Below are 14,281 nucleotides of genomic sequence, written 5' to 3'. Positions count from 1 at the left end.
GCCCTCACCCACAGGGTCAGCCCTTTACGCAGATGACCTGCTTCAGCTTGGCCACGGCCTCGACGAGGTCGCGCTGGCTCTCCATCACCTGCTCGATCGGCTTGTACGCGGCCGGAATCTCGTCCAGAACGCCCGAGTCCTTGCGGCACTCCACGCCCCGGGTCTGCTCCTCCAGGTCCCGCACGGTGAAGCGACGCTTCGCCGCATTGCGGCTCATCCGCCTCCCCGCACCGTGCGACGCCGAGTTGAACGCCGCCTCGTTCCCCATCCCCTTCACGATGTACGAGCTGGTGCCCATCGAGCCCGGAATGATGCCGTACTCGCCGGAACCCGCGCGGATCGCGCCCTTGCGCGTCACCAGCAGGTCCATGCCGTCGTACCGCTCCTCCGCCACGTAGTTGTGGTGGCAGGAGATCTCCTGCTCGAAGGTCGGCGCGGCCTTCTTGAACTCCTTGCGGACCACGTCCTTGAAGAGCGCCATCATGAGCGTGCGGTTGAACTTCGCGTACTCCTGCGCCCAGTACAGGTCGTTCCTGTACGCAGCCATCTGCGGAGTGTCCGTGACGAACACCGCGAGGTCACGATCCACCAAACCCTGATTGTGCGGAAGCTTCTGGGCCACACCGATGTGGTGCTCCGCCAGCTCCTTGCCGATGTTCCTCGACCCGGAGTGCAGCATCAGCCAGACCGATCCTGTCTCATCGAGACAGAATTCGACCATATGATTGCCCGACCCAAGCGTTCCCATTTGCTTGATGGCCCGCTCCTGACGGAACTTGACCGCTTCGGCAACCCCGTCGAACCGCCCCCAGAAGTCGTCCCACCCCCCGGTCGGCACCCCGTGGAACTTCCCCGGCTCGACCGGGTCGTCGTGCATCCCCCGCCCCACCGGAATAGCCTGCTCAATCTTCGACCGCAGCCGCGAAAGGTCGTCCGGCAGATCCCCCGCCGTCAGCGACGTCCTGACCGCCGACATCCCGCAGCCGATGTCGACGCCCACCGCCGCCGGGCACACCGCGCCCTGCATGGCGATGACGGAGCCGACCGTCGCGCCCTTGCCGTAGTGGACGTCCGGCATGACGGCCAGGCCCTTGATCCACGGCAGCGTGGCGACGTTGCGCAGCTGCTGCATCGCGGCGCCCTCGACCGTCTTGGGGTCCGCCCACATCCGGATGGGGACGTTGGCCCCCGGCATCTCTACGTACGACATAGCTTCCTCTTTCCCCCGTACAACAACAAAAGACTTGAAGCGCAAATACCGGTGCCAAGGTCGACGTATGGGATAACGGACCGGCATCCACAGCGGCGCGTGCGATACACATTGTGTCCACCGGCCGTCCGTCGGCGGCAACCGAATAACCAGGCCGGACAGGCCCGGTGGTCCGGCCCGCACGGGTCGGCCGGACCCGTCCACGTCGATCCACGTCGAGAGGAGCCAGCACGGTGCAGCGGAGGGTCTACGTACCGGGCACAGCCGCGCTCCTGGTGGCGCTGCTCGCCGGTTGTACCGGTGGTTCGGGGACTGGCGAGGGCGACGACGGCAAGTCGGGCGACTCCGGCAGCTCCACGGCGGCCGCGGAGCCCGGCAAGTACCGCACGCTGCCTGAGCCCTGCGGCGCCGTCGACAGCTCGACCCTTGACTCGATGCTGCCGGGCCTGAAGGACATCGAGGACGCCAAGCAGCGCGAGAAGGCGTACGCGGGCTCCGCCACGGTGACGTACGACACTGACCGGCGTGTGGGCTGCCGCTGGAAGTCCGAGTCGGCGGACGCGACGCATCATCTGCTGGTCGACTTCGAGCGCGTGGTGTCGTACGACGGGACGGTCAGCGATGACACCCGGGCGCAGGAGCTCTACCGGACGAAGCTGCGGGAGGCGGGCATCCCGGAGCCGCCGTCCTCGGGGTCGGGTGAAGGTGACGAGGGTGACGGGGGCGGCGGCGACACGGAGGAGCCCGAGGGTTCGGGCGGGTCCGACGGCCCCAAGGGTTCCGGCAAGCCGGGCAGTTCGGATAAATCAGACAGTTCCGGCTCTCCGCGCGCTCAGGGCGCCCCCGCCGCCGCCCACGCCTCCGCGAAGAAGGGCGACGGCGCCGCGGCGGACGAGGAGCCCGACGGCGGCGCGGCCTCGGCGGACGACGGGACTCCCGCCGGGTACGAGCCGCGCACCCTGGACGACCTCGGCGACGAGGCGTTCCTGGACGACGTGCTGACCACGGCCGCGTCGGCGACCCGGCAGCGGACCGTGACTGTGGTGTTCCGCACGTCGAACGTGATCGTGACGGTGTCGTACGACGAGCAGCCGGCCCGCAGGACCGAGGTCCCGGACTCCAAGGAAATGCAGGACAACGCGCGGGAACTGGCGGAGAACCTGGTCGACAGGTTCGACGGCTGAGGGCCGTTCCGAGGGCGTACGGGCTCTCCGGAAGCCGGGTCACCCGCGTCGCACACCGCGTACGGTGGCTCAACGACCCCATCGAACGGCACGGCCGCCAAGAGCGAACACGAGTGAAGGAACCATGCACCGACCCGCACAGCGACAGCGTCAGCGACTCACCCGCGTCCTGGTGGGCGCGGCCGCCGTACCGGTGATCCTCTTCGCCTCCGCCTGCAGCAGCGACTCCGGTTCTGACGGGGACAAGAAGGACTCCGGCAGCGAAGCCTCCGCGTCGGCCTCCGGCGGATCCGAGGGCTCCGCGGGCTCCGGCGACAAGGCGGCGACCGTGGAGAAGGCCGCGTTCGCCAAGCTGCCCGAGCCCTGCGCGACGCTCTCCAAGAAGACCCTCGGCGACCTCGTGCCCGCCACGAAGAACAAGGCGGGCAAGACGGGCACGTCGGACGACGTCTCGACGCGCGGCAACTGCACCTGGGACAGCCTCGACAACAACGGCGTCGACGGCTCCCAGTTCCGCTGGCTGCGCGTCTCGCTGAACCGCTTCGAGTCCGACCAGTCCCTCGGCAGCGGCGCCAAGCGCGCCCAGGGCAACTTCACCAAGCAGGTCACCGACGCGCAGGCGGCCAAGGACGCCAAGGGCGTCAAGACCACCCCGGTGCCGGGTGTGGGCGACCAGGCGACTCTGGTGAGCTACGACGTCAAGAAGGAGAAGGACACCTTCAAGCAGCAGACGCTCGTGGCCCGCGTGGAGAACGCGGTCGTCACGGTCGACTACAACGGCGCGGGCCTCGCCGGCGACAAGTCCCCCGACGAGGCGTCCCTCGCCAAGGACACCCAGAAGGCCGCGAAGGAGGCCGTCGCGGCGGTCGCGGCGGCGAACGGGGCGGGTGGCACCGACAATTCTGACAAGTCCGGCAAGCCGTCCGGCTCGGCCAAGGACGACAAGGACTCCGCGGACCCCAAGGGCGACAAGCCCGCCGAGGACGACAAGGCCTCGGACGGCTCCGGCGCGAAGCCGAAGACCGACGCGAAGCCCAAGAGCGAGTAGCCCGAGCCCTCTCACCCGGAGGACAGCACCAACTCGGCGCTCACGCCCAGGAGTTACCGGAGCCCGGCCGCCCACGCGGCCGGGCTCCTGTCGTGCCCGGTCACGCCCCGGCTGCCGTACCGGCACACAGGCGCACGCACACATGTGCCAGGCTGTCGCTCGCAACACGCCGGACCGGGACAGCCGGGCGGGCACAGGCAGGGAGGGGTTCGCGGGTGGCCGCGATGCAGCTGACACGCACGCACCGGATACTCATCGGGGTCGTCGTCTTCGGTGCGGTGGTCATCGCCGGGATCGGTTTCGCGGGGTCGTACGCGGCCGTGCGGGAGCTGGCCGAGAAGAAGGGCTTCGGCACCTTCTCGATGGTCTTCCCCATCGGCATCGACGCGGGCATCTGCGTCCTGCTGGCGCTCGACCTCCTGCTGACCTGGATCAGGATCCCCTTCCCGCTCCTTCGCCAGACGGCGTGGCTCCTGACGGCGGCCACGATCGCGTTCAACGGCGCGGCGGCCTGGCCCGACCCGCTGGGCGTCGGCATGCACGCGGTCATCCCGGTGCTCTTCGTGGTCGCGGTCGAGGCGGCCCGGCACGCGATCGGGCGGATCGCGGACATCACGGCCGACAAGCACATGGAGGGCGTGCGCATGACGCGCTGGCTGCTCTCCCCCGTGCCGACGTTCCTGCTGTGGCGCCGCATGAAGCTGTGGGAGCTGCGCTCCTACGACCAGGTCATCAAGTTGGAGCAGGAGCGCCTGGTGTACCAGGCCCGGCTGCGCTCCCGCTTCGGCCGCGGCTGGCGCCGCAAGGCCCCGGTGGAGTCCCTGATGCCGCTGCGCCTTGCTCGCTACGGCGTCCCGCTCGCGGAGACCGCCCCCGCGGGCCTCGCCGCCGCCGGCATCGAGCCGCCCGTCCTGCCGCCCGTCCAGGCCACCGCCCCCACCCCCACTCCCAAGCCGGAGCTGACGAAGGCCGAGCCCCAGACCCCTGCGGCCCTCACCAAGGCGCCGTCCCCGGAGCCCCGCCCGGAGGCCCAGGCCGCCCCGGAGCCGGAGCCCGCCCCCGAGGAGCACCCGCCCGCCGAGGAGCACCCGAACCCCGGCGAGCAGCAGCCCGGCGCCCACGTGAGCCCCTGGTTCGCGGCCCCGCAGCCGCCGCAGCAGTACGCCGAAGGACCGGTGTCGTACGACCCGGAGGCCCCGTACGACGAGTGGTACGAGGAGCAGGCCCAGCAGCAGGGGTACGGGCAGCAGGGCTACGACGAGCAACTGGCGTACGAGCAGCAGCAGTACGCCGATCAGCAGGCGTACGACCAGCAGGTCTATGAACAGCAGGTCCACGAGCAGCAGGTCCACGAGCGGCGGGCGCACGCCCAGGCCCAGACCCAGGCTCAAGCCCAAGCCCAGCAGGCTCAACACGCCCAGCAGGCTCAGCAGGTCCACGACCAGCGGGCCGACGTGGTCGACGACGGCTCCGGTTTCCGCGTCCCCGCGGGCCCCGGCCGCACCCGCCCCCTCGCGGGTGGCGCGCACCTGATCCCCGGCCCGCGCGAGGAGCAGGCCCCCGAGCCCGCCTCCGAGCCGGAGCCCCTGCCGGAGCCCGCCGCGGCGGAGGGCTCCGGCCTCCCGGACGACATGACCCGCGAGGAGGCGTACTTCAACGCCTTCCGCAAGTACGTGAGCGAGATGGGTGACTACCCCAACGCCCGTCAGTTCAGCCTGTATCTGATGGATCTGTACGGCGTGACGGGTCAGTCCGGCGGCCCGTTGACGGAGAGCACCCTGCGCCCGTACCTGCGCGGTTTCCGCGACCGCTATCAGCGCTCCCTCGACGAGGACGCCGAGCACATCGCCTAGGGCGTCCCGCCCCCGCATTCCATCCGTGCTTCGTTTCACCTGGTCAGCGGGGTTCAGCGCGTTCCAGCTTCCCAACTTGCCCGCGGCTTGTGGCGGCCGGGACGGGTCGGCTCACAGACTCAAGTCGTCCGACTCACCCAGCCGTTGGAGTCTCGCCATGACCCGTTCCACCATCAGCTCGCGCCGCCGCATGGCCGGGGTGGCCACCGCCGTCCTGCTGTCCCTGGGGCTGCTGACCGCGTGCGGGCCCGGGTCCTCGGACTCCGACGCGTCGGGCTCAGTCGCGTCCCAGAAGGCCGAGTCGGGTACGAAGCCGTCAGACAAGGGCGCCGAGGGCGCGAAGGGCCGCTCGGAGGTGTCCTCCCGGGCCGAAGGCGGGGAGCCGGGCCTTCTGGGTGGCGGCGACTCCCTCGCCAATCACCAGTTCCAGTGGAGCGTCGACGGCGCCACGGAGCCCCTCAGCTCGGTCTCCGGCCTCGAGTTGGACCAGGTCACGGAGCAGGTCCCGTCCAACAAGCTCATCCCCGGCGAGCCGAGGGCGGGCACGGTGACCGTGGTCCGCGGCGCCGAGCGGTCCCAGCAGTTCACCGACCTGGTCGACGGCAGGACCCAGCCCGCGACGGCGTCCCTCAGCATGCTGGACGCCATGGGCAACCCGACGAAGCAGTACACCTTGCAGGAGCCCCGGGTCGTCAAGGTCGAGAACGCCCAGACCGGCGACACCCAGATCGTCACGATCAGGTTCGCGAGCCTGGCGGTCGGCTAGGGCCTGTCCGATGGGTCGATGCCGCGCGGACCCATCGGACAGGCCCTCGGGCCTCACCGGGCGTCCGTCGACGCCCTGGTGGTCCCTGGTGGTCCGTCAGGACGTCTTCGGCGGGACGACGGTGCGCTCGGCGCCGAGCCGGGTGCCGGTGTCGGCGTAGAGGGTCACCTCGCCGTCGCTCCAGCGGACGATGAGGTCGTCGGGGCGTCCGTTGGCGGTGTAGCTGCCCGCGGTCATCGCCTGGGCGTGCTTCCATAGGGCGTTGGGCGCCTGCATCTGCGTCTTCTTGCCGAGGCCGGTGGTGTTCACGTCCTGGTAGAGGGTGCGCTTGCCGTCGGTCCAGCGGACGATGATGTCCCAGTTGGCGTTGCCGGTGAAGTCGCCGCCGGTGAGCAGGGTGGCGTGCTTCCAGGTGCCGTTGGGCTTCTGGAGCTTGGTCTCCTTCTTGAAGCCGCGGCCGTCGACGTCGCTGTAGAGGGTGACTTCGCCGTCGCTCCAGCGCACGACGAGGTCGTCGGTCCGCTTGTCGGCGGTGAAGCGGCCCGCGGTGATCTGGTCGGCGTGCTTCCAGACGGACTTGGCGTCGGCGAGCTTGATCTCACGGCCGAATCCGGCGGGGCTCACGTCGGGGTACAGGGTGACCTCGCCGTCGGACCAGCGCACCATGAGGTCGGCGGTGTGGTTGCCGGTGAAGTCGCCGCCGGTGACGGTCGTGGCGTGCTTCCAGGTGCTGTTGGCCGCCTTGAGGCGGCGCTCGCCGGAGAACCCGCCGGTGCCGTTGCCGGTGTAGAGGGTGACCTCGCCGTCCTTCCAGACGACGAGCAGGTCGGCCTTGCCGTCGCCGGTGTAGTCGCCGGAGGCCAGCTGCCTGGCGTGCTGCCAGGTCTCGCCGGTGCCGGGGCCGTAGGGCAGCGGCGGCCGCTTCACCGCGGTCACGTTGTCGACGGCGTCCTGGTAGAGCTTGAACACCTCGTTGTCGTAGTACGGGCTGTACGAGACGTCGGAGGTGGCTCCGCCGCCGCCCGCGCCGCCGAGGTTCCCGACGACCTGGCCGGTCTTCTTCCTCTTGTCGTAGTTCATCAGCCAGGGGCTGCCGGAGGTGCCGCCGTGGAACCCGCCGCACTCCATGCGCAGTTGCCTGTATCCGGTGAGGCGCGTCGTCTTGGTCCGGCACTTGATCGCCTGGTCCTTGGGGTCGTGCTTGACCCTCGGGTAGCCGATGACGTCGACCCACACGGTGTACGAGGGCGTCCGCGTGAGGGTGTTGGCGCCGGTGATCTGCTCGACCTGGCGGCCGAGCTTGTCGGGCTTGACGGTCGCGAAGGCGAAGTCGAGGTTCGAACCGGGGCCGGTGTCGGTGTGGCGGGGGTCCTTGAAGACGCGGTCGATCGCCCAGATGCCGTTGGGCTGTCGGGACGCGGGCTTGCCGGTGCGGTACTGGGGCACGAAGGCGTACTTGCTGCCGTTGCCGCAGTGCCCGGCGGTGAGGATCAGATTGCCCTTGGGGCTGTGCACGACGCTGGCCGTGCAGTGGTGCGAGGCCATGCCGTTGTCGACGTAGTAGAGCACGCCGATGGTCTTGGAGCCTTCGTAGTACGTCTCGGAGCTCGCCGCGTACTGCGCGGGACCGGAGGCGCGGGCGGCGCCGCGCTTCGCGGGGTGGGAGGGGCCGGCGTCCGCGTTCGCGGGGCCGGTGCCGGTGCCGGTGCCGATGTCAGAGTCGGTGCCGCCCGGTGTCCCGCCCTCCGCGGCCGGTGGCGGTGTCGCCGACCGCATGCGCGCGGACGTCCAGAACTCCTCCGCGTCCTCCACCGTCCATGAGGCCTTGCTCCGGCCCTTGCTCTGGTCCTTGCTCTGGTCCTTGCTCTCCACCGCGGACGCGGTGGTCGCCAGAGCGGCGAGCAATACGCCACCCACCCCCACGGCGACCGTACGGAGCCGACGAGAAATACGCACAACAAACCTTCTGTTAGCGGGTTTTTGACAACTCACCCGGCACGGACTCGATCACGTTCCGGATAACTGAGCAGTAGCGGTCAAAGAGCTGCTCAGAGACCCCCCTGGGTAGGATCGCGACGAACGGATCCTGCGGCCGGAATGAACTCCGGTCGTCCGCACCTGAGGACTGCAATCCTATGCCACGCATAAACGCCGCCACCGTCGGAGCTTTCACGCTCGCTCTTTCTCTCGCGGCTATTCCGAGCGCTGCCGCGGATGCGGACGGCAAGGGCGAACTGACCGTCGCGCCGGGCTCGGTACCGCCGGGCGCGCGGGTCACGTTGTCCACGGTGAACCCGGAGCTCGACGACGGCGCGACCGTACGGTCCGAGGTGTTCGTGGACGCGGTGGAGCTGAGGTCCACGGGCAAGGTCTCGTTGGAGGCGCACGCCAGGGTCCGCTGCGACGCCGCACCCGGCACCTACGCCGTGCGTTTCGCGGAGCCGGTGCACCCCGGCGAGGACACGAAGGCCGGCACGGTGACGGTCGAGGCGGGCGGCCCCGCCGACGGCTCCCGGTGTGTCGACGCGGCCCAGGAAGACGAGGAGTCGAACACGACGGCCGTCGTCGCGGTCGCGGCGGGCGCGGTCGCCGTGGCCGCAGCGGGCGCCTTCCTCGTCGTACGACGCAGGCGGCGCGCCTAGGACGGCGGACCCCGGACCCAAGTACCCCCGGAATCAAGGGGCGCTGAAGGCGAAGAACACGAAGAAGTGCATCAAGGTGAAGTGCGCCGCGGGCATTTTCGTTCCCGGCCAGTATTCCGGCGGATACTGCAAGTAGAGCGGCGTTCCTGCGAGTGAGTGGAGAACGGCCTTGAGCAGTTCCTGGCTCATCTACAGCGGAGCCGTATTGATGCTCCTGTCCGTGGGAATCCTGATGTCCACGGACGTTCCCTACCGCCGGGCCCGCGCCCTGCCCTGCTCCCCGTAGAACGCGAGGACCGCGCCGACGGCGAGCAGCACCGCGTACCCGGCGGTGGGGATGTCCCACCACTTGTGCACCAGGCCCCAGGGGCCGTCCCCGAAGAGGCGTCCCGCGAGGCCGAGTGCTCCCTGGACGCCGACGATCCAGCCGATGATGGCGATGATTTCCTTCATGGATCAAGGATCTCCGGCTCGACCAGCCGGTACGTCGTGCCGGGGGCCGAATCCGGGGTAGTCCGAAGGATGCACAGGGCGGCAGCGCGCGAAGGGGGGCGGGTCCACAGCGGACCCGCCCCCCGTCGGCTTGCGCCTACGCGCCGAGCAGCTTGCGCACCCGGTCCGCCCCCACCGCGAGCAGCAGCGTGGGCAGGCGCGGCCCGGTGTCCCGGCTCACGAGCAGGTGGTACAGGAGCGCGAAGAACGTCCGCTGGGCCGTCTTGATCTCCGGCGGCAGTTCCTTGGGCCCGGCGTCGGCGGCGAAGCCCGCGCGGACCTTGGGGACGCCGTAGACGAGGTGGGTCAGGCCGTCCAGGGACCAGTGCGAGTCCAGGCCGTCCAGGAGCAGCCGCAGCGACTCGCGGCCCTCCTCGTCGAGGGAGCCGAGCAGCTCCTTGTCGGGCTCGTCCCGCACGACCGTGCGCTGGTCGGCGGGGACGTGCGTGTTGATCCACGCCTCGGCCTTGTCGAGCCGGGGCCGCGCCTCGTCGAGGGAGGCGAGCGGGTCGGCCGGGTCGAGGTCGGACAGGATGCGCAGGGTCTGGTCCTCGGCGCCGGCGGTGATGTCGGCGACGGACGCGAGCGTGCGGTACGGCAGCGGGTGCGGGGTCGTCGGCAGCGGTCCCGCGGCGGTGCCGACGGCGCGCGTGTAGGCGGCGGCGTCGGCGGGCAGCACCGAGCCGTCGGCGACCTTCGCGGCGAGCTTGTCCCACTCGTCGTAGAGCCGCTGGATCTCCTGGTCGAAGGCGATCTTGAAGGACTGGTTCGGCCTGCGGCGGGCGTACAGCCAGCGCAGGAGCGGCGCCTCCATGATCTTCAGGGCGTCGGCCGGGGTGGGCACGCCGCCGCGGGACGACGACATCTTGGCCATGCCGCTGATGCCCACGAAGGCGTACATCGGGCCGATCGGCTGCACGCCGTCGAAGATCTGCCGCACGATCTGGCCGCCGACGACGAACGACGAGCCGGGCGAGGAGTGGTCCACGCCGCTGGGCTCGAAGATCACGCCCTCGTAGGCCCAGCGCATCGGCCAGTCGACCTTCCAGACCAGCTTGCCGCGGTTGAACTCGCTCAGGCGCACGGTCTCCTCGAAGCCGCAGGCCGTGCAGACGTAGGCGAGCTCCGTGGAGTCGTCGTCGTAGGAGGTGACGGTGGTCAGGTCCTTGCCGCAGCCGCCGCAGTAGGGCTTGTACGGGAAGTACCCGCCGGTGCCGCCGCTGCCGTCGTCCTCGCTCGCCGCGCCGGAGCCCTCGGCGGCCTCCAGCTCGGCCTCGTCGGCGGGCTTCTGCTGCTTCTTGCCCTTGGCCGGGTCCTTCTTGGTGCGGTACTGGTCGAGGATCGCGTCGATGTCGGCGCGGTGCCGCATCGCGTGCAGGATCTGCTCGCGGTACGCCCCCGACGTGTACTGCTCGGTCTGGCTGATCCCGTCGAACTCGACGCCGAGGTCGGCGAGGGACGCGGCCATCGCGGCCTTGAAGTGCTCGGCCCAGTTCGGGTACGCCGACCCTGCGGGCGCGGGCACCGACGTCAGGGGCCTGCCGATGTGCTCGGCCCAGGACTCGTCGACGCCGGGGACGCCGGCCGGGACCTTGCGGTACCGGTCGTAGTCGTCCCAGGAGATCAGGTGCCGGACCTGGTGGCCGCGGCGGCGGATCTCGTCGGCGACCAGGTGCGGGGTCATGACCTCGCGGAGGTTGCCCAGGTGGATGGGGCCCGAGGGGGACAGGCCGGAGGCCACGACGACAGGTTTGCCCGGGGCACGACGCTCCGACTCGGCGATGACCTCGTCCGCGTAGCGGGAGACCCAGTCGGTGGTATCGGTGCTCTGAGCCACGATCGGCACGTCCTCTTGTTCCTCGGGTTTCAGGGAATCTGGCGGAAGCCATTGTCCCAGACGGAAGGACTCGGTCCGGGGTTGCTCCGGCCGCGGCGCCGGGGTCGCGTCCGCCGCGGCGGCCCGCTCGCGTTTATGGAGGCGAACGGGTGCCCCTCCCCATGGGACACTTGACGCTCACCCTGATGCACGCCATTTACCAGAACGGAAGCTCATGGCCCCGGTCACGTCCCTCGCCGCATCCGTCCACCAGCGTCTCGCGGACGCCCTCTCGGCAGCCCTGCCGGAGGCCGCCCCCGCGGACCCGCTGCTGCGACGCAGCGACCGTGCGGACTTCCAGGCCAACGGCATCCTCGCGCTCGCGAAGAAGGCGAAGGCCAACCCGCGGGAGCTGGCCACGCAGGTCGTCGAGAAGATCACCAGCGGTGACCTGCTTGCCGACGTCGAGGTCTCCGGTCCTGGCTTCCTGAACGTCACGGTCACCGACCGGGCGATCACCGAGACCCTCGCCGCCCGCGCCGCCGACGGCGACCGGCTCGGCGTCCCGCTGAAGGACAAGCCGGGCACGACGGTCATCGACTACGCCCAGCCGAACGTGGCCAAGGAGATGCACGTCGGCCACCTGCGCTCCGCGGTGATCGGCGACGCCCTGCGGCAGATGCTGGACTTCACCGGCGAGAAGACGATCGGCCGCCACCACATCGGCGACTGGGGCACCCAGTTCGGCATGCTCATCCAGTACCTGATCGAGCACCCCGGCGAGCTGTCCCCGGAGACCGACACCGACGGCGACCAGGCCATGTCGAACCTGAACCGGGTCTACAAGGCCTCGCGCGCGGTCTTCGACGCCGACGAGGCGTTCAAGGAGCGGGCCCGCAAGCGGGTCGTCGCCCTGCAGTCCGGCGACAAGGAGACCCTCGACCTGTGGCAGCGGTTCGTGGACGAGTCGAAGGTCTACTTCTACTCGGTCTTCGAGAAGCTGGACATGGAGGTCCGCGACGAGGAGATCGTCGGCGAGTCCGCGTACAACGACCTGATGCCGGAGACGGCCCGGCTCCTTGAGGAGTCCGGTGTCGCCGTCCGCTCCGACGGCGCGCTCGTCGTCTTCTTCGACGAGATCCGCGGCAAGGACGGCGAGCCGGTGCCGCTGATCGTGCAGAAGGCGGACGGCGGCTTCGGCTACGCGGCCTCCGACCTGTCGGCGATCCGCGACCGGGTCGTCGACCTGGACGCGACGACGCTCCTGTACGTGGTGGACGTGCGCCAGTCGCTGCACTTCAAGATGGTCTTCGAGGCGGCCCGCCGGATGGGCTGGCTGAGCGACGACGTCACCGCGCACAACATGGGCTACGGCACGGTGCTCGGCGCGGACGGCAAGCCGTTCAAGACGCGTGCGGGCGAGACGGTGAAGCTGGAGGACCTCCTGGACGAGGCCGTCGAGCGCGCCACGGCGGTCGTGCGCGAGAAGGCCGAGAAGGTCGGCCTGACGGAGGCGGAGATCGTCGAGAACGGCCGGTACGTGGGCATCGGCGCCGTGAAGTACGCGGACCTCTCGACGTCGGCGAACCGCGACTACAAGTTCGACCTGGACCAGATGGTCTCGCTCAACGGCGACACGAGCGTGTACCTCCAGTACGCCTACGCCCGCATCAAGTCGATCCTGCGCAAGGCCGAGGGCGCGGCCCCCGCCGCCCACCCCGAGGTCGGCCTCGCCCCGGCGGAGCGGGCGCTGGGCCTGCACCTGGACACCTTCGGCGAGCTCCTCGCGGAGGCCACCGCGGAGTACGCCCCGCACAAGCTGGCCGCGTACCTGTACCAGCTGGCGTCGCTGTACACGACGTTCTACGACCAGTGCCCGGTCCTCAAGGCGGACACCCCGGCCCAGGTCGAGAACCGCCTGTTCCTGTGCGACCTCACGGCCCGCACCCTCCACCAGGGCATGGCGCTCCTGGGCATCAGGACCCCGGAGCGCCTGTAACTCCTGGGCGAGCCCCACGCCTCCTAGGCGAGCCCCGCCCGGAGCCGCCGCAGGCCTTCGGCGATCTCCTCGGGCGTCTGCGTCACGAAGCACAGACGCAGCGTCCGGGGGTCCGGGGCGCCCCCGTAGAACGGCGCCCCCGGCACATACGCCACGTTGTGCCCGACCACCCCAGGCAGCCGCTCGGTCGCGTCGTACCCCTCGGGCAACCGCACCCAGAGGAACATCCCGCCCTCGGGCCGATTCCACTCCGCCCCGGCGGGCAGCGCGTCCCCGAGCCCCGCGAGCATCGCGTCCCGCCGCTCCCGGTACACCCCGGCCACCCGCCCCACATGCGCGTCCAGGTCGTACCGCTCCAAGTACCAGGCGGCGGCGAGCTGGTTGACGGTCGGCGTGTGCAGATCGGCGGCCTGCTTGGCGATGGCGCAGGCCCGCCGCAGCGCGGCCGACGCCCGCAGCCACCCGAGCCGCAGCCCCGGCGCCATGACCTTGGAGAAGCTCCCGAGGACCACGGTCCGGTCCTCGGCGCCGGGCCGGGAGGCGATCCACGGCACCCGCTCCCCCTCGAACCGCAGCTCCCCGTACGGATCGTCCTCGATGATCCACAGGCCGCGCCGGGCGGCGACCTCGGCGACGGCGGTCCGCCGCGCCAGCGGCAGGGTCCGCCCGGTCGGGTTCTGGAAGGTGGGCACGGTGTAGAGCAGCTTGGCCCGGTGCCGGGCGACGAGCGCGTCGAGGGCGTCGGGGTCGACGCCGTCGGCGTCCCCGGGGACGGGCACGACGTGCGCCCCGGCGAAGGCGAACACCTGGAGGGCGGCCAGATAGCAGGGGTTCTCGACGAGGACGGTGTCACCGGGCTCGACGAGGGCGGTGGCGAGCAGCGAGAGGGCCTGCTGCGACCCGGTGGTGACGAGGATGTCGTCGGCGCCGGTGGGAAGGCCCCGGGTGGTGTAGCGCTCGGCGACGGCGGCGCGCAGCGTGGGCTCGCCCTCGGTGGTGGAGTACTGCAGGGCACGGCCGGGCGCGTCCGCGAGGACGGCCTGGTAGGCGGCGGCGACGCCCTTGGCGTCGAAGAGTTCGGGCGCGGGCAGGCCGCCCGCGAAGTTGATGACCTCGGGCCGCGCGGTGACCGCGAGGATGTCCCGTACCGGCGAGCCCCCGATCGCGGCGGCGCGCGCGGCGAGCGGCGGCGTGGGGGCGGTGGTGGCACTGCTGGCGGCGGTCATCGTGGGTCCCTCCCGGTACGTGGGTCACGGCAGGGTAGACATGGG

12 protein-coding genes are annotated in these 14,281 nt (G+C 70.6%); 6 read left to right on the top strand and 6 right to left on the bottom strand.

The features are described 5' to 3' along the window. Positions 1 to 16 precede the first annotated feature (16 nt). Entirely contained in the window at positions 17 to 1,210 is a 1,194-nt protein-coding gene (locus OO63_RS30900; RefSeq protein WP_030361110.1) for an RtcB family protein, read from the bottom strand. 233 nt (positions 1,211 to 1,443) lie between these two features. On the opposite strand from OO63_RS30900, the gene OO63_RS30895 reads away from it, so the two are divergent. The 4 genes from OO63_RS30895 (at position 1,444) to OO63_RS30880 (ending at position 6,061) form a co-directional block, all read left to right on the top strand. Continuing rightward, entirely contained in the window at positions 1,444 to 2,394 is a 951-nt protein-coding gene (locus OO63_RS30895) for a hypothetical protein (RefSeq protein ID WP_030361109.1), read from the top strand. A gap of 124 nt (positions 2,395 to 2,518) precedes the next feature. Beyond that, entirely contained in the window at positions 2,519 to 3,442 is a 924-nt protein-coding gene (locus OO63_RS30890) for a hypothetical protein (protein WP_030361108.1), read from the top strand. A 224-nt stretch (positions 3,443 to 3,666) separates the two neighbouring features. Continuing rightward, a complete protein-coding gene (locus OO63_RS30885) occupies positions 3,667 to 5,295 on the top strand; it encodes a DUF2637 domain-containing protein (RefSeq protein ID WP_037631360.1) in 1,629 nt (542 codons plus the stop codon). 157 nt (positions 5,296 to 5,452) lie between these two features. Beyond that, the gene (locus tag OO63_RS30880; protein WP_030361106.1) at positions 5,453 to 6,061 is read left to right on the top strand and encodes a hypothetical protein; all 609 of its coding nucleotides are present in this window, start codon (positions 5,453 to 5,455) and stop codon (positions 6,059 to 6,061) included. Between the two features lie 96 nt (positions 6,062 to 6,157). On the opposite strand, the gene OO63_RS30875 is transcribed toward OO63_RS30880, so the two are convergent. After that, positions 6,158 to 8,017: a trypsin-like serine peptidase gene (locus OO63_RS30875; protein WP_030361105.1), complete on the bottom strand. Its 1,860-nt coding sequence runs from the start codon at positions 8,015 to 8,017 to the stop codon at positions 6,158 to 6,160. A gap of 179 nt (positions 8,018 to 8,196) precedes the next feature. Here OO63_RS30875 and OO63_RS30870 point away from each other — a divergent pair, with 179 nt between their 5' ends. Beyond that, complete coding sequence (locus OO63_RS30870; protein WP_157854087.1) at positions 8,197 to 8,703, top strand: hypothetical protein; 507 nt, start codon at positions 8,197 to 8,199, stop codon at positions 8,701 to 8,703. A 33-nt stretch (positions 8,704 to 8,736) separates the two neighbouring features. On the opposite strand, the gene OO63_RS45660 is transcribed toward OO63_RS30870, so the two are convergent. From OO63_RS45660 to lysS, 3 genes are all read right to left on the bottom strand, one after another. Beyond that, on the bottom strand, positions 8,737 to 8,892 hold the full coding sequence (locus OO63_RS45660) for a hypothetical protein (RefSeq protein WP_157854086.1): 156 nt from the start codon (positions 8,890 to 8,892) through the stop codon (positions 8,737 to 8,739). 60 nt (positions 8,893 to 8,952) lie between these two features. Further along, on the bottom strand, positions 8,953 to 9,156 hold the full coding sequence (locus tag OO63_RS30865) for a hypothetical protein (RefSeq protein WP_030361103.1): 204 nt from the start codon (positions 9,154 to 9,156) through the stop codon (positions 8,953 to 8,955). A 136-nt stretch (positions 9,157 to 9,292) separates the two neighbouring features. Further along, complete coding sequence (gene lysS / locus OO63_RS30860; RefSeq protein WP_030361102.1) at positions 9,293 to 11,041, bottom strand: lysine--tRNA ligase; 1,749 nt, start codon at positions 11,039 to 11,041, stop codon at positions 9,293 to 9,295. Positions 11,042 to 11,246: 205 nt separating this feature from the next. Between lysS and argS the strand changes: the two genes are divergently transcribed. After that, positions 11,247 to 13,010: an arginine--tRNA ligase gene (gene argS, locus OO63_RS30855; protein ID WP_030361101.1), complete on the top strand. Its 1,764-nt coding sequence runs from the start codon at positions 11,247 to 11,249 to the stop codon at positions 13,008 to 13,010. Positions 13,011 to 13,033: 23 nt separating this feature from the next. Here the strand turns inward: argS and OO63_RS30850 are convergent, their stop codons facing one another. Further along, entirely contained in the window at positions 13,034 to 14,236 is a 1,203-nt protein-coding gene (locus tag OO63_RS30850; protein WP_030361100.1) for an aminotransferase-like domain-containing protein, read from the bottom strand. Positions 14,237 to 14,281 lie beyond the last annotated feature (45 nt).

The organism is Streptomyces alboflavus, from assembly GCF_000716675.1.
Lineage (GTDB): Bacteria > Actinomycetota > Actinomycetes > Streptomycetales > Streptomycetaceae > Streptomyces > Streptomyces alboflavus.
This window is presented reverse-complemented; position numbering and strand designations above follow the sequence as displayed.